This is a genomic window from Nocardia sp. CA-136227 (assembly GCF_050955695.1).
Taxonomy (GTDB): domain Bacteria; phylum Actinomycetota; class Actinomycetes; order Mycobacteriales; family Mycobacteriaceae; genus Nocardia.
This window is the reverse complement of sequence record NZ_CP192081.1, coordinates 2,487,112-2,506,061: the sequence shown is the minus strand read 5'-3', so window position 1 is coordinate 2,506,061 and position 18,950 is coordinate 2,487,112. Positions and strand designations below refer to the sequence as shown.

Annotated in this window: 21 protein-coding genes; 5 read left to right on the top strand and 16 right to left on the bottom strand. The window is 66.9% G+C overall.

The window, feature by feature from the left end; genetic code table 11:
* Nucleotides 1-333 precede the first annotated feature (333 nt).
* Nucleotides 334-702 (bottom strand): hypothetical protein, encoded by a 369-nt coding sequence (locus ACQP06_RS11310; protein WP_433672169.1) that lies wholly within the window; start codon nt 700-702, stop codon nt 334-336.
* Nucleotides 703-831: 129 nt separating this feature from the next.
* Here ACQP06_RS11310 and ACQP06_RS11305 point away from each other — a divergent pair, with 129 nt between their 5' ends.
* Nucleotides 832-1,248, top strand: coding sequence for a hypothetical protein (locus tag ACQP06_RS11305; protein ID WP_433672168.1), 417 nt, complete (start codon nt 832-834; stop codon nt 1,246-1,248).
* A gap of 84 nt (nt 1,249-1,332) precedes the next feature.
* Here the strand turns inward: ACQP06_RS11305 and ACQP06_RS11300 are convergent, their stop codons facing one another.
* The 5 genes from ACQP06_RS11300 to ACQP06_RS11280 all read right to left on the bottom strand — a co-directional run bounded on the left by ACQP06_RS11300 (nt 1,333) and on the right by ACQP06_RS11280 (nt 6,405).
* The gene (locus ACQP06_RS11300; RefSeq protein WP_433672167.1) at nt 1,333-2,496 is read right to left on the bottom strand and encodes an IS110 family transposase; all 1,164 of its coding nucleotides are present in this window, start codon (nt 2,494-2,496) and stop codon (nt 1,333-1,335) included.
* A 245-nt stretch (nt 2,497-2,741) separates the two neighbouring features.
* A complete protein-coding gene (locus ACQP06_RS11295; protein WP_433672166.1) occupies nt 2,742-3,407 on the bottom strand; it encodes a hypothetical protein in 666 nt (221 codons plus the stop codon).
* A 153-nt stretch (nt 3,408-3,560) separates the two neighbouring features.
* Nucleotides 3,561-4,034 (bottom strand): hypothetical protein, encoded by a 474-nt coding sequence (locus ACQP06_RS11290; RefSeq protein ID WP_433672165.1) that lies wholly within the window; start codon nt 4,032-4,034, stop codon nt 3,561-3,563.
* A 156-nt stretch (nt 4,035-4,190) separates the two neighbouring features.
* Nucleotides 4,191-5,363: a serine hydrolase domain-containing protein gene (locus tag ACQP06_RS11285; protein ID WP_433672164.1), complete on the bottom strand. Its 1,173-nt coding sequence runs from the start codon at nt 5,361-5,363 to the stop codon at nt 4,191-4,193.
* 154 nt (nt 5,364-5,517) lie between these two features.
* The gene (locus ACQP06_RS11280) at nt 5,518-6,405 is read right to left on the bottom strand and encodes an LLM class flavin-dependent oxidoreductase (protein ID WP_433672163.1); all 888 of its coding nucleotides are present in this window, start codon (nt 6,403-6,405) and stop codon (nt 5,518-5,520) included.
* A 174-nt stretch (nt 6,406-6,579) separates the two neighbouring features.
* Between ACQP06_RS11280 and ACQP06_RS11275 the strand changes: the two genes are divergently transcribed.
* Nucleotides 6,580-7,134 (top strand): AAA family ATPase, encoded by a 555-nt coding sequence (locus ACQP06_RS11275; protein WP_433672162.1) that lies wholly within the window; start codon nt 6,580-6,582, stop codon nt 7,132-7,134.
* A gap of 7 nt (nt 7,135-7,141) precedes the next feature.
* Here ACQP06_RS11275 and ACQP06_RS11270 read toward each other — a convergent pair whose 3' ends face one another.
* Nucleotides 7,142-7,363 (bottom strand): hypothetical protein, encoded by a 222-nt coding sequence (locus ACQP06_RS11270; RefSeq protein ID WP_433672161.1) that lies wholly within the window; start codon nt 7,361-7,363, stop codon nt 7,142-7,144.
* A gap of 188 nt (nt 7,364-7,551) precedes the next feature.
* Here ACQP06_RS11270 and ACQP06_RS11265 point away from each other — a divergent pair, with 188 nt between their 5' ends.
* The 3 genes from ACQP06_RS11265 to ACQP06_RS11255 all read left to right on the top strand — a co-directional run bounded on the left by ACQP06_RS11265 (nt 7,552) and on the right by ACQP06_RS11255 (nt 11,513).
* A complete protein-coding gene (locus ACQP06_RS11265) occupies nt 7,552-8,769 on the top strand; it encodes an alpha/beta hydrolase family protein (RefSeq protein ID WP_433672160.1) in 1,218 nt (405 codons plus the stop codon).
* Nucleotides 8,770-9,030: 261 nt separating this feature from the next.
* Nucleotides 9,031-10,314: a Cmx/CmrA family chloramphenicol efflux MFS transporter gene (locus ACQP06_RS11260; RefSeq protein ID WP_433672159.1), complete on the top strand. Its 1,284-nt coding sequence runs from the start codon at nt 9,031-9,033 to the stop codon at nt 10,312-10,314.
* A complete protein-coding gene (locus tag ACQP06_RS11255; RefSeq protein WP_433672158.1) occupies nt 10,311-11,513 on the top strand; it encodes an FAD-dependent monooxygenase in 1,203 nt (400 codons plus the stop codon). Before ACQP06_RS11260 ends, ACQP06_RS11255 begins: the two co-directional genes overlap by 4 nt.
* A gap of 34 nt (nt 11,514-11,547) precedes the next feature.
* On the opposite strand, the gene ACQP06_RS11250 is transcribed toward ACQP06_RS11255, so the two are convergent.
* The 9 genes from ACQP06_RS11250 to ACQP06_RS11210 all read right to left on the bottom strand — a co-directional run bounded on the left by ACQP06_RS11250 (nt 11,548) and on the right by ACQP06_RS11210 (nt 18,935).
* Nucleotides 11,548-12,063, bottom strand: a complete 516-nt coding sequence (locus tag ACQP06_RS11250; protein WP_433672157.1) for a hypothetical protein — start codon at nt 12,061-12,063, stop codon at nt 11,548-11,550.
* A 332-nt stretch (nt 12,064-12,395) separates the two neighbouring features.
* Nucleotides 12,396-12,812 (bottom strand): hypothetical protein, encoded by a 417-nt coding sequence (locus ACQP06_RS11245; protein ID WP_433672156.1) that lies wholly within the window; start codon nt 12,810-12,812, stop codon nt 12,396-12,398.
* 291 nt (nt 12,813-13,103) lie between these two features.
* The gene (locus ACQP06_RS11240) at nt 13,104-13,886 is read right to left on the bottom strand and encodes a maleylpyruvate isomerase family mycothiol-dependent enzyme (protein ID WP_433672155.1); all 783 of its coding nucleotides are present in this window, start codon (nt 13,884-13,886) and stop codon (nt 13,104-13,106) included.
* 8 nt (nt 13,887-13,894) lie between these two features.
* The gene (locus tag ACQP06_RS11235) at nt 13,895-14,521 is read right to left on the bottom strand and encodes a TetR/AcrR family transcriptional regulator (RefSeq protein ID WP_433672154.1); all 627 of its coding nucleotides are present in this window, start codon (nt 14,519-14,521) and stop codon (nt 13,895-13,897) included.
* An 83-nt stretch (nt 14,522-14,604) separates the two neighbouring features.
* Nucleotides 14,605-15,522 carry a LysR family transcriptional regulator gene (locus ACQP06_RS11230; RefSeq protein ID WP_433672153.1) on the bottom strand — a complete coding sequence of 306 codons (918 nt, stop codon included), beginning with the start codon at nt 15,520-15,522 and terminating at the stop codon, nt 14,605-14,607.
* 74 nt (nt 15,523-15,596) lie between these two features.
* The gene (locus ACQP06_RS11225; RefSeq protein WP_379271330.1) at nt 15,597-15,992 is read right to left on the bottom strand and encodes an ester cyclase; all 396 of its coding nucleotides are present in this window, start codon (nt 15,990-15,992) and stop codon (nt 15,597-15,599) included.
* Nucleotides 15,993-16,092: 100 nt separating this feature from the next.
* A complete protein-coding gene (gene truB, locus ACQP06_RS11220; protein ID WP_433672152.1) occupies nt 16,093-17,154 on the bottom strand; it encodes a tRNA pseudouridine(55) synthase TruB in 1,062 nt (353 codons plus the stop codon).
* Nucleotides 17,154-17,828 carry a 4'-phosphopantetheinyl transferase Npt gene (npt, locus tag ACQP06_RS11215; protein WP_433673292.1) on the bottom strand — a complete coding sequence of 225 codons (675 nt, stop codon included), beginning with the start codon at nt 17,826-17,828 and terminating at the stop codon, nt 17,154-17,156. The genes truB and npt overlap by 1 nt, the downstream gene beginning before the upstream one ends.
* A gap of 150 nt (nt 17,829-17,978) precedes the next feature.
* Nucleotides 17,979-18,935, bottom strand: coding sequence for a metallophosphoesterase family protein (locus tag ACQP06_RS11210; protein ID WP_357281277.1), 957 nt, complete (start codon nt 18,933-18,935; stop codon nt 17,979-17,981).
* Nucleotides 18,936-18,950 lie beyond the last annotated feature (15 nt).

Below are 18,950 nucleotides of genomic sequence, written 5' to 3'. Positions count from 1 at the left end.
GATCGAAACCTTCACCCGCCGAGGACATCATCCACTCTTGCCGTTTCCCGCACTGACGAGACCGGCCAGTATCGACCCTCCGCGTCGAGATCTACCGTGGCTCTGGAACATTCGCGACATTCAAGCGTTCCACGCGCCGCCGATAGCTCGGGACAGCGGCTCGGACATACAGGCTTCGAAGCAGCGGAGGGCGCGGTCCGCCGCGTTCCCGGGCCAAGAGCATCTCCATGACCGGCCGACCCATCACCTTGGTCACCAGATGATCCGTCCGATAGATCATTCGCCGAGTCCACGACACGACCACCGCCAGGAGGGCGAACATCGACAGCACCATCACCACGGCGGACCCCAGCGCCGCTGACGAGCCCACCGCAGTGAAAAAATCGTCAGTGGCACAGCCACCCCGAGCACGAATCCAACGATTTGCGAGATTCGTTTCCATCCAGCGCTATCGCGGTTGGCCGGTGCACCCGCATAGCCACCGGAAGCCGCGACCATATAGGCAAGCGCACCCTCCTGTTCGACCGCTGATAGCCCTTCGAACGCATTGCCGACCACGACCACGACATGCCGGTTCTTTCGGCGCAGGCGCAAACCACTCAGGCACCACTCCGGCAAGTTGCCCGACTCGACGTCCGGCGCCGGCACCCCGAGCCGCGCGGCGAGTGCTTCGCTGCGGCGACCGACTTCATCCAAATCCACCCGCACATGATCCGCCATGAGAGCACAAACCGCTTTGTACCAGCCACGGAGCCGGATCCGACGACGGCTTGTCTGCTGGAGGTCGTGGTACGGCTGGCCGGTCACGTGCCGCCGTGGTGAAGTGTCCGCATGCTGGAAGAAGGCGAGCCTGGTTCCTACGGGCCCACACATCGGTTAATGGTGAACGGGCGCGAAATCACGGATGTGAACGAACTCAGCGAACGTGAGTACCTCCAACTGTTCGCTAAACGACCCGGCATGTACATCGGCTACGAATCCGTACGCGGTGTAGTGAGCTTCCTCAACGGATTCGACTACGCTGCCCGCCACCACGGCGGACAAGGCCTGGACGGCTTCCGCGAGTGGCTACTCACCAACCATGTGCGCCGCAAGAGCAGCCTTGCCTGGTGGGCCCTCATCGAGAATATTGCGCTGCCGGACAAAGAATTTGGCATCAAGCGAACCCCGGAACAGGAAGCGCACGTCCTGGCCGTTCTATTCGACCTGCTCGATACCTTCCTCGCCGAGCGCGAAACGGTTGCGTAAGCCGTCCGGTTCTGCCGCTTACGGGCGGCTCGGACAGGCCGAGTCGGGGGCCGGCCGAACGCACCCTCATGGCTCCCCTTTATGTCAAGGCGTTGCTGCGGGTGCGGGGTTAACCTTGTTGGTGGCAGGTCCGGGAAGTGGCTTTTCCGAAGGATCGGTGTGCGGGGTCAGGCCGGTCGCGCTGGATTGCAGAGTCGTTCCCGAGTGCCCTCCCGGGCTTGCCTTTTCGCGTTGTCGTTCGTCGGCGAGCATGCGGGCGTAGACGACGTTGGAAAGCCGACGTTTCAGTGAGCGCATCGATTCCATCGAGGTCTTCCCAGCGGCTTTGCGGGTGTCGAAGTAGAGGCGGCCTCGGGTCGGATTGCGTAGCTGGACCACTGCCATGATGTGCAGGACACGGTTGATGCGCCGGTTCCCGGCGCGGGAGAGTCGATGCCGCTGCTGCTCGCCGGAGGAGGCGTCCAGGGGTGCGGTGCCGTTCCAGGAGGCGAACCTGTCCCGGTTGGCGAAGCGGTGAATATCGCCGGTGTCGGCGAGAAGCCTTGCGGCGCTGGATGGTCCGATGCCGACCAAGTCCATCAATATCGAGCCGCGGTCGACGATGAGTTGGCGCAACTCTTTGTCGGCGGCTTTGATCTTTCGGTCGATGGTGTCGAGATCAGCGATCAGCTCGACGGTCAGCCGGCGTCGGGCTTTGCCGAGCGGATCGCGTGGTTTGATCGTCGTGATCAACGCGCGCGCCTTCGTTGCGGACAAGTATCTTTCGGCGCCTCCGGGGAACAGTTCGAGCAGGAACCGGTGCAGGCGGTTGATGGTTTCGGTGCGGGCGCGTCCGAGTTCGTCGCGGCGGTCAGCGAGCATGCTCAGAAGGAGCAGGTCTGGGTCGGGTTCGACCCGGCGCAGGTTCGGTGAGTGCAGTGCGGCCATCGCGACCGAGTGGGCGTCGACGGGGTCGGTTTTGCGGCCGTTGCCTGTGGCGAATACTCGGATCTGGGCGGAGAGTTTCGCTGGCACGTCGAGTACGGTTTCTCCGTCGTGGACCAGACGGTGGGCGATATGGCGGCCGATACCGTTGCAGCCTTCCACCGCCCACACCCGGTTTCCGAATTTCCTGCCAGTGGTGAGCATTTCGGCGTATCCGGCCTTGTCGGTGCCGTATCTTCCGACGGCTCGGATCTTGCCGGTGTGGTCGATGACTTCGATGGTGGCCGAGCGTTTGTGTGGATCCATGCCGATGATGACTGCCATCGGTGTCCTCCCTGGTCTACGGGGTTATCGGCGAGGGAGGGCAACGCTACTTCGAGCTCGGGCAGACCCCTTTCCAGCCACTCCTCGCGCGGTGCCCGGCGAGAGGCACGCCATGAGAGAGCCACACCAATACTGCAGGTGGGCAGCCGATTAGGGAGCTTCTCACCGGGCACCTGGACCAGATCCTGGCCGAGATCAAGTCCTGACACCAGTCTTAAGTAGCCGATGAGCGGCCAGTGCGGTCACTACGTACCAATATTGCGCTGCAACCGGCAGATTGGACCTCCAGCTCCGGTATCGAATTGCTCGGCCCGGGCGGATGCCAACGCGGCTACCTTCACGTGCAGATCCGGTGATTCCGACGTGACGCCTAGATCCTCCCTGAGGACTTGACGGAGCAACCACACCGCTTCTAGGACAGGGCCATCCAACCATCGATGCAACTTGTCCAGGCGCTCGGCTTCTGTTCGATCAACCGTGTTGTGAATGACCCGATATGTATTGGCCAAACACCTGTCAAGCTCGGCGGAAACCTCAAGCACCCGGTCCGGGATGACCATTTGCGCTTGGGCATAGATCTCGCGGTAGCTTTCGCGGGCGGCTTCGAGCCCGTCACGATCAGGTTGCCCACCGCGCTCCAGCTCTATCACACAGTGGTGCAGGTACATTCGATAACTCCGGGCCGCGGTGTTGAAGGCTGAGTACGCAGATTGCTTCTGCTCGTGCTGCTGCTCCATCCTTGACTGAAGCCGTTGTTCAGCGTGCTGATCTCGTTGAATCTCAGCATCAAGGCGTTTGCCACGAAACCCCGCCCACTGCGCGGCCACTGTCGCACCCAGCGTCCCAACAACTCCAACGCCTGCTACTGCCAAACCAATCAGCTCCGCTCCCACAGACTGATTATCAATCATCACAGCTTCCAGTTGGTGACACACGTACGACTGGGAGCATCCGCTCATGCCGCATGGCGCGCTGACCGAACCGACTGAGCGTGGTCTTATCAGAACGGCGGGCTCGACACACAGGACAGGGGAACACGTGGCGATGGCGACTTCAGCGCGAAGTTAATCGGAATCGGCAGAGGGCTGCGCCAGCTGACGGGTTGCGCTGATCAGAGCCTCGAGTTCATTCCGGGGGAAGGGACGACCCCATTGGTCCAGGTATCCCTGAAAACCGTAGTGTCGCAGGACGTCGCGGAAGCAGATGCACACCGAGGCGGCGAGCGCCCAGACGGTTTGACAGCTGCGCCAGCGTTGGATTCCTGACGAGTCGGGCAGATCGTAGTTGTCCACTTCGAGCAGCCGGATGTCGATCTCATTGCCCTGGCGACGAAACAGCCACCGGTAGACGGTCGGCTCGGCCTCGAACTCGGCGCGGGCCTCGGGAACGCCACGCACGATGTCGGTGGCTGCTCGCAGGAGGTATTGCGGCGCACCAGTGACGTAGGAGGCGACCGCGGTTGCCTCGATGTTCTCGTCGGACACGCGAACATTCGCCCATCCGAAGTCTTCCAGCTGCCAGTGGATGGACATGCTCATCGTCGGTGCCTCCTAGTTCGAAGATCGGAGACACGCTCCAAGAACGCACGATAATGCCGCATTGAGCGCGGTTGGAAACGGCCACAGCGGGGTGCGGAAAGTTCACGGACCGAGATGATCTCGGCCCGCCAAGGGGGCGAGGCCCGGGTGGTTGGGTCATGCGAGTGCGCAGATGATGGCGGTCAGTGCGGTGGAGAACTGGTCGTTGGTCTGTTCGGTGTTGACGCTGACGGTTGCGGCGGTTCCCGCGGGCGTGGCGATGGTCAGGGTGCTGAAGCCGGGAATGCCGCCGGAGTGGCCCCAGACTTCCTTCTGTTGTCGACCGCAAGGCACTTGGAATCGGATCAGGCCCAGGCCGTAGTTCATCTCGGCGCCGGGTGCCATGGGCATGGCGGTTTGCATTTGCGCGAGTTGTCTTGTGGGAAACAGTTTTCCGGTTGTCAGTGCGGTGATGAACTGGTTCAGGTCGGCGCCGGTGGAGATCATCGCGCCGGCGGCGCCTGCCCATGCGGCTTCCATCGTGGTGGCGTCGACCCACTTGCCATCGACATTGTGGTAGCCGAGTGGGTGTGGATCGCGCAGGCCGGTCTCGCCTGCCACGGGGAAATAGGTGTCGTGCAGGGCCAGCGGTTTCAGGATGCGCGCGTCGATCTCGGCGGCGAGCCGTTGACCGGTCAGGCGTTCGATCATCATGCCCAGCAACACGTAGTTGGTGTTGGTGTACTGAAATTGCGCTCCTGGCTCGAACTGCGGTGGCATGGTCATCGCAATCCGTACCAGGTCGGCAGCGGCCAAGTCGCGGTAGGCCATGCCGTCGGATGTCTGATCGAGTTGCTGAGGCAATTTGTGGGCGGCGTCCTCGGGGGCGAAGTCCCCAAGGCCACTGGTGTGCTGAAGCAGTTGGCGCACCGTGATCCGGTTGCCGTCGTTGCCGGCACCTTGCACCACACCCGGCAGGTACCGTTCGATCGGGGTGTCGAGTTCGACCGTGCCCATCTCGGCGAGTTGCAGCACCACGGTGGCGACGAAAGTCTTGGTGACACTGCCGATTCGGAAATGTGCACGGTCGGCGTAAGGTGCTCCGGTGCCGAGGTCACCGGCGCCTGCGGTGACGGCGCGCTGTCCATCCGGCCCACTGATGACCGCCTGCGCGCCAGGCATACCGGAACGGACGAGATTGTTGAGCGCCTCGGAGACCGGCGCCGACGGCTCGGCGATGGCGTCCGGTTCCGCCGTGTGATTGCCGCAGCCGACCGTGGCCAGCAGTGTCACGGCGAACAAAGATGCGAGCACGACCACCGGGGAGCGCCGGATTGCTTTTTCACGCACGTGTTCTCCTCAGCCACACGACCAAGATCGTTCGGATATGACTGATCCGACGCTAGAGAACAGGCCCACCCACGCCTATCCGGTAACACCCGGAACCACACCCCGAATTCGCCTGGTCCACACCCCGGTTTCGCGAGGTTCTGTTACTCGAGCGTCAAAGACGTGCTTCCACCACCTCGGTCGCCACCTCGAGAAACTTCAAGTCGGTGACTGCCGGGACCAGGATGAACTCGTCGCAGCCTGCCCGCTCCGCGCCGTCGAGGATGTCGGCGAGAACCTCGGGGCTCGATGCCCGGGCCGAGGTGGCGATCGCCTCGGACAGCTGGGGTCCGAGAAAGCCGAGGTAGCGGGCGGTGAAGGAGCGCAGCGCCTCCGGTGCGTCGGGGACGCCGAGGGCGGTGAAGCAGCCGCTGACCTTGCGTGGGGTGGTGGTACGACCGGCTTCGGCCCAGCAGCGGTCGGCTAGTTCGGTCGCGTTGGCGATTTCCTCGGCGTTGCCCGAGATGCTGAAGCCGGAGACGCCGTCGGCCCATCGCGCCGCCCGGCGCATCGCCTTCGGGCCTATCGCGCCGGCGAGGATGATCGGTCCGCCCGGCTGCACGCATGCCGGGCCGACCGGGTCGGCGCCCTCGAACGGCGGCTCGCCGGCGAGCAGTGACTTCAGCTCGGCGACCTTGTCGTCGAGCTGCTGGTGCCGGCCCTTGAAGTCGGCGCCGAGAGCGCGGTAGTCGTGTTCACGACCGCCGACGCCGACGGCCACCTCGAGGCGGCCGTTCGAGAGCTGGTCGAGGGTGCCGATCTGCTGGGCGACCATCGCCGTCGGGTGCTGCGGAAGCACAAAGAGGTTCGCCAAGACCTGCACCCGCTCCGTCACCGCCGCGCAGGCGCCCAGCGTCGCGACCATCTCGGGGTTCGAGAACGTCACCCGCTCGCCCACCGAGACGCTCGAAAACGGGCCCGCGTCGATGCGCCGAGCCCAGTCGAGCGTCGTGCCCGGTCCGTAGCCGGGAGCCATCTGCGGAAGTGCGACACCGATCTTCATGTGGTGACCTTCTCAGACCATCCGGTCCGGTCAGGTGATTTCGACGCGAGATGTGATGGCGATCAACTCGCGTCGGCGTCGCCGAGACATGTGCGGAGCCGACACCCCGCGCCCCGTCTCCGCACGATTCCTCGGAAGACGCATAGTAGTGATCAGGAAGAGGAAGGGGCGGAGTTGCGCATCGGGGTTTCCGGACCACATGGGACCGGCAAGACGACCTTGGTCGAAGAGCTGTGTGCGCGACTGGAACCCGGGCACACGGCGGTCGAGGAACCGTACGTATGGCTCGAAGAGGAAGGATACGAATTCGCGTATCCACCCGCGGCCGAGGACTATCGGGCGCAGTTGCGCTACGCGATACGCCTGCTCGGTGATCGAGCACCCGCGGCGGTATTCGACAGGACACCGCTCGACTTCCTCGCCTACCTGGCGGCCACCGGCGTCGATCCGGAAGCCGGGATCGACGAATCCGCGATACGGACCGTGCTGGCCTCCCTGGATTTGCTGGTGATCGTTCCGATCACCGCGGAGACCGAGCGTGTGCTGCCCACACCGGAGCTGACCCGGCTCCGCCGGAGCGTGAATGATGCTCTGCTGGAACTGGTTTACGCCGACACCATGGAATTGCTCCACGATGTGCCCATTCTCGAGCTGACCTGCCCGCTCGACCAGCGCGTCCACGCGGTGCTCGAAGCGCTGGCAGGTCACCACGGGAATCCGGAGCAGTGATCGAGAATCAGCGAGTCGCGTCGGGAACCCACATGTACCCGGTGACCCCGGTATTGACGCAGATGACCGGTTCCCCGGTGTTCACATCCCACGTCGGATGCATCAGCTCGCTGCGCGGACACCAGGTGTTCACCACCGGCGTCGCCGTGGCGGACGCGAATCCGGCCGATCCGATGACCGCCGCCGCGATGACTCCGCCGATGACGGCTGTACTCGCGAGTGCCTTCATTGTGGTCTCCCCTCGTAGTCCGACAAGACCACTCTGCGAGGACCGCGTTAACGAAACCTTGGGGTTCGCTTGTCGACGGTTCGCACCACGCTCGACACCTGGACAGTCGCCGAGCGGGAGGCGCGGGAACTCGAGTTAGGCTGAGCCGATCCGAGGCGAGCATCGCCGAGACTGCGGAGGGAATTGTCTTGTTGGGCCGGGTATTTCGTGGCCTGTTGATTCCGCTGCTGGCGTTGGCCGCGGTTGACGTAGTGGCCCCCGCCGAACCGGTGCCGTCGCAACCGGAAGCCGTGGTCGCCGCCCTCCCCGAGCCGACCGGCGACGACGCCGTCGGCGTGGTGGATCTGCATCTGGTCGATCCAGCCCGCCAGGATCCGTATGTCCCGGACCTGACCCGCGAACTGATGGTCAGCATCTGGTACCCGACCGCCGATCGGTCCGCAATGCCGTTGCGGCCCTGGGTTTCCGAACAGGTTGCCCGCGCCTATACCGACGGCATGATTCAGATCGGCGCGCCGATCACGGGGTCGTGGACATGGGCGCCCAGCCACGGCCGGGTCGACGCGGGCGCGGATATCGCCGGCGGGCGGCGGCCGATCGTGTTGTTCTCCCCCGGCATGGGGATGCTGCGCGAGGCCAATACCGCGCAGGCCGAGGATCTCGCCAGCCACGGATTCGTCGTGGTCGCCATGAGCCACACCCACGAGTCGCTGGCGACCGAATTCCCCGGCGGACGGCTCGAGAAGAGCCTGCTGCCGCAGACCACCGATATCGACGAGATCAAGGCGCAAGCCGAGCTGGCGATGCGGGTCCGCGTCGCCGATACGCGATTCGTCCTCGACCGGCTGGCCGACATCGGCGCCGGCGCCGACCCGGACGCCGACGGGCATCCGCTGCCGGTGAATCTCGCCGGAATACTCGACATGTCGAAGATCGCGATGTTCGGGCATTCGCTCGGCGGTGCCACCGCCGCCCAGGTGATGCACGACGATCGGCGGGTCGCGGCGGGAGTGGATCTGGATGGCACGCTGCTGGGTTCGGTGCTCACCGACGGATTGGACCGCCCGTTCATGCTGATCGGCGGTACCGATCGCGGCCGCGCCCAGGACCCCAGCTGGCAGCAGTTCTGGACCGCCGATCACGGACCGAAACTGGAATTCCGGCTCGACGGGTCGCAACATCACTCGTTCTGCGACAACCAGCTGATCGTTCCCGTCCTGGCCGCCGCGCGCATCGTGCCCGCCGATTTCGCCGCCAAGATCGTCGGCACCATCGACCCGCGGGACTCGCTCGATCTGCAGCGCGGCTCCCTGCGCACGTTCTTCGACAAGACATTCGGCCGTTTCGACGACCTCGGCAAGGCCCCGGCCACCCTGCTGCATCCGGAAATGATCCCGGTCCCTTAGGTATTGCGGGTCGGGTGGGTTGTTAGGGTGGCGGGGTGAGTTCTCCGGAGGCGTCCAAACGGTAGCCGCTCGGCCTGTGGGCTGGGCGGCGTTGTGAGCGTGGTCCCCACCGGTCGCCGAGCGACCGGTGCGTTTCGGGCATCTCGCAACGCCGGATGATGTCGATCTCTTGCGGTCGGGTGGATGGTTCGCCTGATTCCGCAATTCATCTCAGGTGTCGTGGATGTGACTGCGGCGCCTTGTATCCGGGGAGTTCCTCTTATGCCCATTGTGGTGTTTGTGCTGGCTGCTGCGGTTTTCGCGCAGGGCACGTCCGAGTTCATGGTGTCGGGACTGCTGGAGCAGATCGCGGCCGATGTCGGGGTCTCGCTCGGTGCGGCCGGCCTGCTGACCTCGCTATTCGCCGCCGGCATGGTGGTGGGGGCGCCGGTGATGGTGATGCTGGCAGGCCGATTCCCCGTCCGGTATTCGGTGACAGCGTTTTTGGGGTTGTTCTGCGCTGCGCATGTCGTCGGCGCCGCGGCGCCCGGGTTCTCGGTGCTGCTGGTGACGCGCGTTGTCGCGGCGATCGCCAATGCCGGGTTCTTGGCGATCGTGCTGGCCGCGTTGCCGCGGTTGGTGAGTCCGGCGGTGCTGGGGCGCGCGAGTTCGGTGGTCGTGTCCGGGGTGACGGTGGCCTGCATCGCCGGTGTTCCCGCAGGCGCGTTGCTGGGGCAGGTCTGGGGTTGGCGTTCGGCGTTCTGGGCCGTTGCCGTCATCAGCGCGGCAGCGCTGGCGCCGGTGTGGATGATGCTCGGTGACGCGCACGACGGCGATACGCTGGACGGGCGGGCACGGTCGATGCGACGCGAATGGCTGGTGGTGCGGCAGCGGCCGGTTCTGATCGCCGTCGCGGCTGGTGTCCTGGTCAATGCTGCGACCTTCGCCGGGTTCACCTATCTGGGCACCATCACGACCGGCATCGCCGGTGGTGATCGGTGGGTTCCGGTGGTGCTGGCCTTGTTCGGTGTCGGCTCGTTTCTCGGAGTGATGGTCACCGGTCGCTACAGCGACCGTCATCAGCAGCGGATCATCCTTGTCGGAACGGTCGTCCTCGTCGGAGTCTGGCTGCTGGCCGCGATGACCGCGCAGACGCTGATCGGGGTGCTGGTCATGTCGATGGTGGCGGGTGCGGTCGCGTTCGGTATCGGTTCGACGCTGATCGCGACGATCGTGCAGACTGCCACGCCGGTGGCTCCGCGGATCGCCGGCGCACTGGCGACCACCGCCTTCAACATCGGCGCCGTTCTCGGCGCTGCCGCTGCCGGTCTGCTCGTCGACCGCACTGATCACCCGACCACAGCGTTGTGGTGCGGCGCCGCCTTCACCACTGTTGCGGTGAGTGTCGTTGCGATGGGCCGGCAGAGTGGACACGATCTCCGCTGGACCGATGAATTCCAGAGGGATACGTCGTCGACACCTCTGGGCACACCGAACAGCGGTGGGCCGGGGCAGAAGCAATCGATCCGGGCAGTGGTCCGGCCGAGCGAGCGGGAGGCGCAGTGAGCGGTACGACGGTGTTGGTGGCGGGGGCGAGTATCGCGGGACCCGCGTTGGCTCATTGGTTGCATCGGCGGGGCGCGGCGGTGACGGTGGTGGAGCGGGCACCGGGGCTGCGACCGGGCGGGCAGGCGGTGGACGCGCGCGGGGTGGCCAAGGAGGTCATCCGGCGCATGGGGCTGGACGCGGAAGTGCGTGCGGCACGCACCGAGACCGCGGGCGCGTACACCGTCGACGCGAACGGGACAGTGCTGGAGACCTTTCGCGCGGAGGACAACGACGGCGACGGGTACATCGCGGACATCGAGATCCTGCGCGGGGACCTGTCGCAGGTGCTCCACGACGACACCCGCGACGGTGTCGAGTACATCTTCGGCGACCGGATCGCCGCATTCACCCAGGACGCGGACGGGGTCGACGTGACCTTCGAGAGCGGCGACCGGCGGCGGTTCGACCTGGTGATCGGGGCGGACGGACTGCATTCGTCATTGCGGGAGATGGCCTTCGGGCCGCATGAACGCTTCGTCCGTCATCTCGGGCTGGCGCTGGCGTTCTACAGCGTCCCGAACGAATTCGAGCTGGATCGCTGGCTGCTCGACTGCCAGGAGCCCGGGCGTTCCGCGGGCCTGCGACCCATCCAGGACGCCACCCGCGCGATGGCCATATTCTCCTTCACCGCAGCCGATTTCGACGTCGACTACCGCGACATCGACGCCCAGAAACGCCTGTTGCGCGACCGAATGTCCGGCATGGGCTGGCTGACCCCGCGCATCCTCGCGCACCTCGACGACACCCCGGACTTCTATCTCGACCAGGTCGCCCAAGTGATCATGGACCGCTGGTCGACCGGACGCGTCGGCCTGCTCGGCGACGCGGCGTTCAGCTCCTCGCCAATGTCCGGGCAGGGCACCGGCCTGGCCCTGGTCGGCGCCTACCTGCTGGCCGGCGAGCTGGCCGCCGCCGGATGGGATCCCGAGGCCGGGTTCACCGCGTACGAGGCCCGCATGCGTTCGTTCGTCGAGGCCAACCAGGAAATCGGGCGACTGCACGCGCACAGCCTCGCAACCCCCGCGCCCGACTCCGAGCCGAGCGCCGAGCCCGAGTGGGACCTCGAGCTGATCGACCGCGCGATCAACGGCATCGAACTGCCCGACTACGCAGAGCTCCCGGACCTCAGGGCACCTGCCGGAACGCCGACCACATAGTCGGGCAATCGATTCCGGTGCGCCGGGTCAGGGGTCAGAGTTCGGACCAGGCGATCTCTGACCAGGGGGAGGTTCGGCCGGCGTGTAGGTGGAGGTGGAAGTCGGGGCCGTCGTGGGTGCGGTCTTCTTCGGGGTCGGTGAGTTGGGTGATGGTGCAGGTGTAGTCGCCGTTGGGGAGTTCGATGCTGGAGCCGTAGATTTCCTTGTCGTCGGCTACGGAGGAGTCGGCGTACTGGGCGGCCATGGTGACGGTGTCGAGGTTGACGACGATCAGTTCGCCGCCGGTCACGGTGATGGGGCCGGTGGTTTGCCTGATGATCGGGAGGTGGGGGTCTACCGGGGAGTCGGAGAGGTCGATTCGCCATTGCTCCTCGCCGCCGGTTCCCCAGAGCAGGATGGACTGTTGGGGAAGCTCTGATTCGATGTGTTCGAACAGGCTCTCCAGCGTCCAGTCCTCGCCGACGAACGAGGTGTAGGCGTGAGGGTCGACGAGGCCGAGAAATCCTGAGTCATCGGTCATTTCGTCGATCTGATGGTGAATCTGCGCCATGCCGTCGGTCCTCCCGGGTTGATCATCCGAACCATACAGACGGGCGGGAATGAGGTGGGAATCGGCCAGTGCCCGGGGTGATTACCGGCCGATCCGGTTACCTCACTGCCGCTGTCCGCGCGCCGAGCTCAATCAGCTTGCGGCAGTGGGGGTCTACAGGTGGGTGCCGCCGACCGTGGGGGTCGGGCCCGTTGGTCGGCGGCGCCCGGGTGCCTCATTCGGGGTGAGGCGGTGCGAGCGGGAGTTGGGGGGTTCACTCGCAGGGAAAACGGTAGAGATCGGGCGGGTGGAAGGGAAACAGCTATTCAGGGGCAATTCATCAATGGCCGTTGTCAATTGCCGGTGTGCAGGGCGGCGGCGATCTTGCGGGTCATCTCGGCGACGACCGGCTGGCCGGGGCGGCTCGTGGCGGCGGCGGCTTCGGCGGCGATCAGGATGGTGGTGCGGAAGTTGGTCGCCTCGGCGGGGTTCTGGGCGTCGAGGAGGGTCGCGGCGGCGGTCAGGGCGGGCAGGACGTGGTCGGCCAGGGCGGCGACCGTCTTGCCGGTCAGGTGGATGTCCTTGGACTTGGCGTTCAGGACGTGGCCGATCTCGCCGGTCGCCGACAGCAGGGCGGCGGTGCCGGCGCCGGCGGCCTTGCCGGGCTTGTCGGAGGCGGCGGCGAGGAGGGAGACCGCACCGTAGGCGGCGGTGCGGACGGTGGCCTTGGACTGGTCGGTCAGGGCGAGGGTGGCGGTGGTGGCGGACATGAGGTGCTCCTTCGGAAGTTGTTGCGGCCCTGAGCCGGTCGGCGGTTCGGGGCTGTCTTGTTCGATGGGAGTACTTTGTCCGGGGCTGCTGACAGGGTGCTGATGGCGGACTGACACGGCCGCTGACACCGCGGAGTCGCCGACGACGCGGCGGTCAGGCCGGCGAACCAGTGAGGATTGGCGACGGAGCTGGTCGCGTTCCCGCTCGATACGGGCGGTGTTCTCCGGGGAGCAGTGGGATCGGTTCCTCGACAGTGGAGTCCGGCGAGGCTGAATCCCACTGCCGAACGGTCAGAACGGAACCTGGGTGTCGAACGGGGCGGGCGTGGAGCCTCGGCCGCAGAGGGCTCGGCAGAATTCGATGGCGTCGAGTTCGAAGGCTTCGCCGTCGGGGTCCGGGGAGGTCCAGGTGCCGCCGGCGGGGCCGGTGAGGGTGAGGCGGTAGGGCTTGTCGTGGCGGGCGGCCCATTCGCGGACCACATCGTCGATGATGCGGCCGTCGTGGTCGGCGGTGAGGGCGAGGGGGCGGCCGGTGGCGCGGCTGAGGTCGATGCGGTGCATCCACGGGTCGCGGGTGAGGACGACGTCGATGAGGTAGCCGAGGGTCCACCGTTCGCGCTGGCCGTTGACCAGTTCCGAGCCCGCCATGGCGCGGCGGCGCAGGAATCCGGGGGTGCGGCGGCGGCCCTTGGCGGCCTTCGGGCCGATCCGGTAGAGGTCGGCCACCAGTTCGGCCGGTGTGTGCCTGCCGAATTCGCGGACCTGGAGGGCGGTGAGCGCGTCGACCATCTCGGCCTCCCCTCCGGGCCGCTTCTCCGCGATGCGCATCTGGCGGCGGCTCTCGAAGGGTGAGGAGGCCATCGTGGCCATGCCCACCACGTGCGAGACGAGTTGGTGCACGGTCCATTCCGTGCATTCGGTGGGTCGTTCCCAGTCGCCGGGGGCGAGGGCGGCTACCGCGTCGGCGACGCGGGCGTATTCGTCGGCCGCCAGGCGCAGGGCGTCGGGGCGGGCGATTCCGGGCTGGAGCGGCGTCTCGATGGCGCCGCGCACTGTGGTCTGGTTGTCACTCATGGCTTCCCCTAATGCGGTTCGGGCCCCGATGTTTCGGAGTCCGGCGGCAGGCCCACGCCGTCGGCCCACATCTCCACGGCCCGATCCAGCAGGCGGCGACGGGTGTCGCCGCCGGGATCATTGGCCAGCTGCTGATCCACCAGGCCACCGATGATGGCGAAGAGGATCTCCACGTCGTCGCGGTCCGCGACCCCGGCCGAGCCGAGCAGGTCGATCGCCTGCTGGACGGTCCGCACCGAGGGCGCGAACGCCTCCTCGGAGGGAACGAAGCCGGGGATCGTGCGCTGATTCATCAACTGGTAGCGGGCCAGGTCCGCCACCGAGAACTCGAAGAACGATCGGGCCATGGCCCGGACCCGGACCCGCGGGGAGTCCGGCAGGTCCCGCAGCTCCCGCCCGGACACCTCCTCGTACTCCAGCCAGGCCGCACCGAACATGGCGTCGTAGATGGCGTGCTTGGAGGCGAAATGGGTGTACAGCGAGGGCGCGCGCATCCCGACCCGATCGGCCACGGCCCGCAGCGTGAGCTGCGCCAGCCCGTGCTCGCGGGCCACGGACCACGCGACATCGAGAATCTCCCGCCGAGTCGCCTCACGACGTTCGGCTTTCCTATCGCGCGTAGTTTCTCCTAACACAGTTAGGAGTGTGAGCCGGGTCACGGCAGAAGTCAATAGCCGAACGACATGATCGCCGGTAGCGGTAATGAGATCGGCCGGACTCAGACCGGCGGGCAACCCTCCGAGCGCTCCGAGGTGAGGCGCAGGCCGCCGGAGAGGGCGTCCGCCATGGTGTGCAACAGGGGGTTCCGGGTGGCTGTGCGCCAGGCGGCGGCGTAGGTGATGACCAGCGGGCGTGGGTGGAGGGGACGCCACACCAGGCCGGGGACCGAGGCCGTGCGGGACGAACCGACCCCGATCGACTGCGGACGCAAGGGCAGCAATTGCAGCATCTGGGCGTGGCTCATGGCGCTGTCGCTCAACACCACCGACGCGCCCCGCTCACGCAGCTGGGCCAGCACCGAATCGTGGACCTCCGGGGCCGCGTCGCGCGCGAACATGATGAGCTCCTGCTCGCCGATGCACGCCGCTTCCACCGAAACCGCGGCGGCGAGCGGGTTTTTGCGGGACATGACGATGCCGAGCTCCTCATCGGCGACCGGGGTGCAGGTGAAGTGGTCGGCCAGCCCCACCGGCAGCCGCAACACCGCCAGGTCCACGTCGCCGCGATCGAGCAGCCGCGCCTGATCCCCGCTGGTCCCCGTGGTCAGCGCGACCCGGATGCCGGGCTGGCGGGCCTTCACCAACGCCTCGATCCGTCCCGGCAGCCAGGACGGCGCCCCGTTCACCACGCCCAGCCGGAACACCACGTTGCCCGGCTGCGCCACGGCCCGCGTCTCCCGCACCGCGATCTCGGCCGCCTCCAGCACGGTTCGCGCCGTCTTCAGCAGCACTTCCCCCGCCGCGGTCAACTCGACCCCGTGATTGCCGCGGATCAGCAGCGGGCCGCCCACCTCCCGCTCGATGGCCCGGACCTGCTGACTCAGGGTCGGAGTGGAGATGAACAAACGCTCGGCCGCCCGCCGAAAATGCAGCTCCTCGGCCACCGCCACGAAGTACCGCAACTGCCGCAATTCCACCCCTGAAGGGTAGGCGTCCGCATCCGCCGCGCGGCCACCAGTGAGTGAATTGCCCGGTGGCGCTCGGCAGGTCGTCAGTCCCAGCCGGTGCCGGGCGCGCGTTGGGCGACGGTGGCCCAGCGTTCGGCGATGCGGCGGCCCTGGAAGCGCCACAGGACGAAGCCCTGGGAGGTCATCGGCTCACCGGTGGCGCGGTCGGTCCAACGCCAGATATTGCGGCACATGACCTTGTCGCCCTCGGCGAGCATGTCGACCACGGTGACATGCAGGCCCGGCAGCGACTCGTACATGCCGAGCATCATCTTCTCGTCACCGATCAGGTCGGTCGGTTTCCCGCCCGGACCGTCGTGATCGAGGAAGTCGGGGGTCATATTGCGGTGGATCACCGCGGCGTTGCGCCGATTGACGAACTGCTCGAAATGGTCCGCCACGAACTGCTTCATGGAATCGAGGGAGAGGTCGGTGGGCATCTTCGCCTCCTCTGCACGGCCGGACGACCTATCCATGGTGCCGCCCGATCGCTCACGCCGGTAAGCGATTGGGCGGCAACAGGTCAGAGGTTGGGCAGCGTCAGAGGTTGGCCGGTCGGACGACCATGACGGAGGAGGCGCGTTTGCCGGACTCCTGGAGCAGGGCGATGGCGTGGCCGGCGGGGTCCAGGGCCGCGTAAACGCCTGGGATACCGACCGGTTCGAGCCAGCGGCCGTTGCGGAGGTCGTTCGCCTGGGCGTCGGTGATGTCGCGAACCGGGAAGGCGGTGCGGACCGCGGCATCGATATCCAGGTTGAGAACCGGGTCTCCGGCCTCGGCGGCGGCCTCGACCTGGGCCAGCGTGCGGGCGTGGTCGAGGGTGAAGGGGCCGACCGCGGTACGGCGCAGGGCCGTGAGATGGCCTCCGACGCCCAGCTTTTCACCGAGGTCGCGGGCCAGGGCACGGATGTAGGTGCCCGAGGAGCAGTCCACGGCGACGTCGAGATCGACGAAATGGGTTTCGCCGGTGTCGATGTCGCGGCGGGCCAGGATGTCGAAGCGGCTGACGGTGACGGGGCGGGCCGCCAGTTCCACGTCCTCACCGGCGCGGGCGCGGGCGTAGGCGCGCTCGCCGTTGACCTTGATGGCGCTGACGGTGGCGGGGACCTGCTGGATGTCGCCGGTCAATTCGGCTACGCGCGCGGCGATCTCGGCGTCGGTGAGGTGTGCGGCCGCCGTGGTCGCGGTGACCTCGCCCTCGGCGTCGTCGGTGATGGTGGACTGACCCAGGCGGATGGTGGCCGTGTACGACTTGGTGGTCAGGATGAGCTGGCCGAGCAGCTTGGTGGCGCGCTCCACGCCCAGCACCAGCACGCCGGTGGCCATCGGGTCGAGGGTGCCCGCGTGGCCGACCTTCTTGGTGCGCAACAGCCTTCGGCTCTTGGCTACCACGTCGTGGCTGGTCCAGCCACCCTCCTTGTCGACGATCAGCAGGCCGCCGAACGCATCGACCAAGGGCGGCAGCTTCTCCCGCTTGGGCCCGGGCCGGCCGCGACGCTTCGCACCACCACGAGCCTGCGCCGCCTCGGCGTTCTCCACCGCACCGGATTCCACGGGGACCGCGGCGTCCGACGCGCCGACCACCATCGATTCGTCGCCCATCAGGCCGTCACGATCGCGGTGAGGATGAGGCCGTCGCTGACGACCCAGCGGCCGTCGAAGGCCGTCAGCGGGGTGCCGCCGTCGGTGACGGGGCCGGGGATCAGAAGGTCGCTGTGGAAGGTGCCCGCGCCGCCGGCGGCGGACTCCTCGTCCACGGTGAAGGTGATGTGGGCGTCCTCGAAGCCGAGCCACAGCCCGGTCAGGGGGAACCACGCCTTGTAGGTGGCCTCCTTGGCGCAGAACAGCAGCCGGTCCAGGTGCAGACCGGTGCCGGGGAGCACCGCGGAGAGCCACTCGCGTTCGGGCGCGAGGCTGACCGAATCCAGGACGCCGTCGGGCAGCTGACCGTGCGGTTCAGCGTCGATGCCGATCGAGCGGAAGCGGAGCTTGTGGCCCAGGGCCGCGGCGCGATAGCCGTCGCAATGGGTGAGGCTGCCGACGATGCCGCGCGGGAACACCGGTTCGCCGGTGCCGCCCTTGCCGATGGCGACGGCGGGCTCACCCAGCTGGGTCAGGGCCTGCCGGGCGCAGTAGCGGGCGCCGATGAAATCACGGCGACGCTTCTCGACCGCGCGAGCGATCAGATGCTCCTCGCCGGGATGCGGTTTCAGATCCTCCGGGTAGGCCGTCAGCTCGGCCGCCGCGACCCCGCTCGGGAGAATTCTGCCGAGTATGCGCGCCGACTCCGTCGCCGCGACTGCCCGCTCCTCGATGACCCGCCTCCTGCTCGCTTCCACCAACTGCCGAATCGAGCCTACCGGGCAGGCCGGTCACCGACCGATTCGCGCGGACGTGCACGGCCCGGCCCGGCAGGCCGCGACGGATCAGACCAGGCCGCGACGGCGTTCGGCCTGCTCCTTCATCTTCACCGCGGCCGCCTGCATCTCCGGGGTGATCTTGAAGTGGCCGCCCCACTCGTTGAGGGTGTCGCCGTAGTCGGGGACCGGCAGGATCTGACGCAGCAGCTTGTCGGGCAGGCCGCGACGCTGCCACTCGCGCGGGTAGCCGAGCGACACCTCCTCGAAGCGGACGCCGTCGTACCAGGTGGTGCGCGGAATATGGAGGTGGCCGTAGACGGCGCAGACCACGTTGTAACTGGTGTGCCAGTCCGCGGTCAGGTCGGTGCCGCACCACAGGGAGAACTCCGGGTACCACATCATGTCGACCGGCTTGCGCAGCAACGGGAAGTGGTTGATCAGAACCAGCGGAGTGTCGGCGGGCAGCGCGTCAAGGCGGCGCTGGGTGTACTGGACGCGGGCGTGACACCAGGCGTCGCGAGTCAGGTACGGCTCGGCCGACAACAGGAACTCGTCGGTCGCCACCACATTGCGGTCCCGGGCGATGGCCAGGCCCTCGGCCTTGGTCTTCGCGCCCTCCGGCAGCCACGAGTAGTCGTAGAGCATGAACAGCGGGGCCAAGGTGACCGCGCCGCCGAACTCCTCCGCGCCCGCGCCCTCCCACACCGGGAACGGGTCCTCCGGGGTGACGACGTCCAGATCGCGGCACAGCGACACCAGGTAGTCGTAGCGGGCCGCGCCGTGCATCTGCACGGGATCCTTTGCGGTGGTCCACAATTCGTGATTGCCGGGCACCCAGATGACCTTGGCGAAGCGGCCGCGCAGCGTCTGCAGGGCCCAGCGGATGTCATCGGTCTTCTCGCCGACGTCACCGGCCAGGATCAGCCAGTCCTCGGGGGAATCCGCGTGGATCGCCTCCACCACCGGCTTGTTGCCCTGATGACCGACATGGATGTCGCTCACCGCCATCAACTTCGGAATCACCCGGTTCCGCCTTCC